This window comes from Mycobacterium sp. NGS11 (assembly GCF_059813315.1).
On record NZ_JCALEJ010000063.1, the window covers coordinates 1 to 1,280 of the forward strand.

Annotated in this window: 2 protein-coding genes; both read left to right on the forward strand. The window is 63.6% G+C overall.

Annotated elements, in window-relative coordinates; all coding sequences use genetic code 11:
- Positions 1-330, forward strand: a 330-nt coding sequence (locus AC5Y4T_RS26085) for a transposase (RefSeq protein WP_499956136.1), incomplete at its 5' end; no start/stop codon positions are given.
- Between the two features lie 206 nt (positions 331-536).
- Positions 537-1,271 (forward strand): transposase, encoded by a 735-nt coding sequence (locus tag AC5Y4T_RS26090; protein WP_499922043.1) that lies wholly within the window; start codon positions 537-539, stop codon positions 1,269-1,271.
- Positions 1,272-1,280: the final 9 nt, after the last annotated feature.

Sequence of the window (1,280 nt, forward strand, 5' to 3'; positions counted from 1 at the left end):
CGTACGAAGATTCCCGCAGAGGAGAAGACCCGACTGGTGTTGGCGGTTCTGGCCAATGAGATGACGTGTGCCGAAGCTGCTCGTCGCTGCGGGGTGAGCGCGGTGACGATGACGAAATGGAAGCATCAGTTCCTCGAGGCGGGTGCTGATCGGCTCAAAGAGGTTCCTGGCGGGCCGGCGGGCAGGTCAGGAACTCCCGAGCAGCGTCGGTTGCGGAGGGAAAACGAGCAGCTCAAGCTGGCGTTGGCCGAGGCCACGGTCCAGCTGCGGATCTGGCAACGCGGAGCTGCCTTCGCTGATCAAGTCCCTTCGCAGACCTCGAAGCCCTAAGAGCGGCAGCGGGGCTGCCGGTTTCGAGGTTCGCCCCACTGGCCGGTATTCCCGAACGCACGTATCGGCGCCGGCTGGCGCGACTGCGTTATGGCGCACCACCTAAGGGGCCGTGGCCAGCACCCACTGTCGATCGCATCGAGGCACTGGCCGCCAAGTACGCCGAAACCTGGCCGGCCTGGGGCTACCGCAAGATCGCGGCCCTGATGCGTGCTGACGGTCACGACGTGACCAACTCCTCGGTGCAACGCGCCCTGCGGCGACGAGATCTGCTGTTGCCACAGGGCTTTCGAGCCGACCGGAAATCGTGGGCGGTACTGCGTCGTCACGTTTTCCGCGACCCGCCAACCGAACGCAACCGAGTGTGGCAGACCGACTTCTCCGAATTCGAAACCGCCTGCGGCGGCATCTGGAGGATCAGCGCGGTCATCGACTACGTGAGCAAGTACTGCCTGGCCATCACCGTGTCTCCCACCGGCCGCGGTATCGATGCCGTGCGCTGCCTGCAGCTGGCCATCGAGGAGGCCCAACGCGTCCTGGGCCTGACCGATCTGCGCGCTGACCGGGGTCTGATGGACATCCTCGACGCCAACAACACGGTCATCGGCCAAGCCCCCGCACCGATCGCATTGGTCTCCGACAACGGACCGTGCTACCGCGGCAAGACTTTCCAAGCACGGTTCGCCGGAGACGATCCCCTGCTGCGACACGTCCGGACCCGAATCAAATCACCACAAACCAACGGCGTCATCGAACGCTTCTTCGGCACTCTGAAATACGAGCACCTCTTCCGCGGCTACATCGGCGACGGCGACGCCCTCGACATGGAAGCTCACCGCTTCCGCACCATCTACAACACCGTCCGACCACACCAAGCCCTCAACGATCGAACCCCACGTCAGGCCTACCTAAAAACCGCACAAACCCTGCCAAATTCTTGACTCAAGACA

Coding starts and splice junctions, on each gene's coding strand:
- AC5Y4T_RS26090 (WP_499922043.1), top strand. CDS start 537: ATGCGTGCTGACGGTCACGACGTGACCAACTCCTCGGTGCAACGCGCC.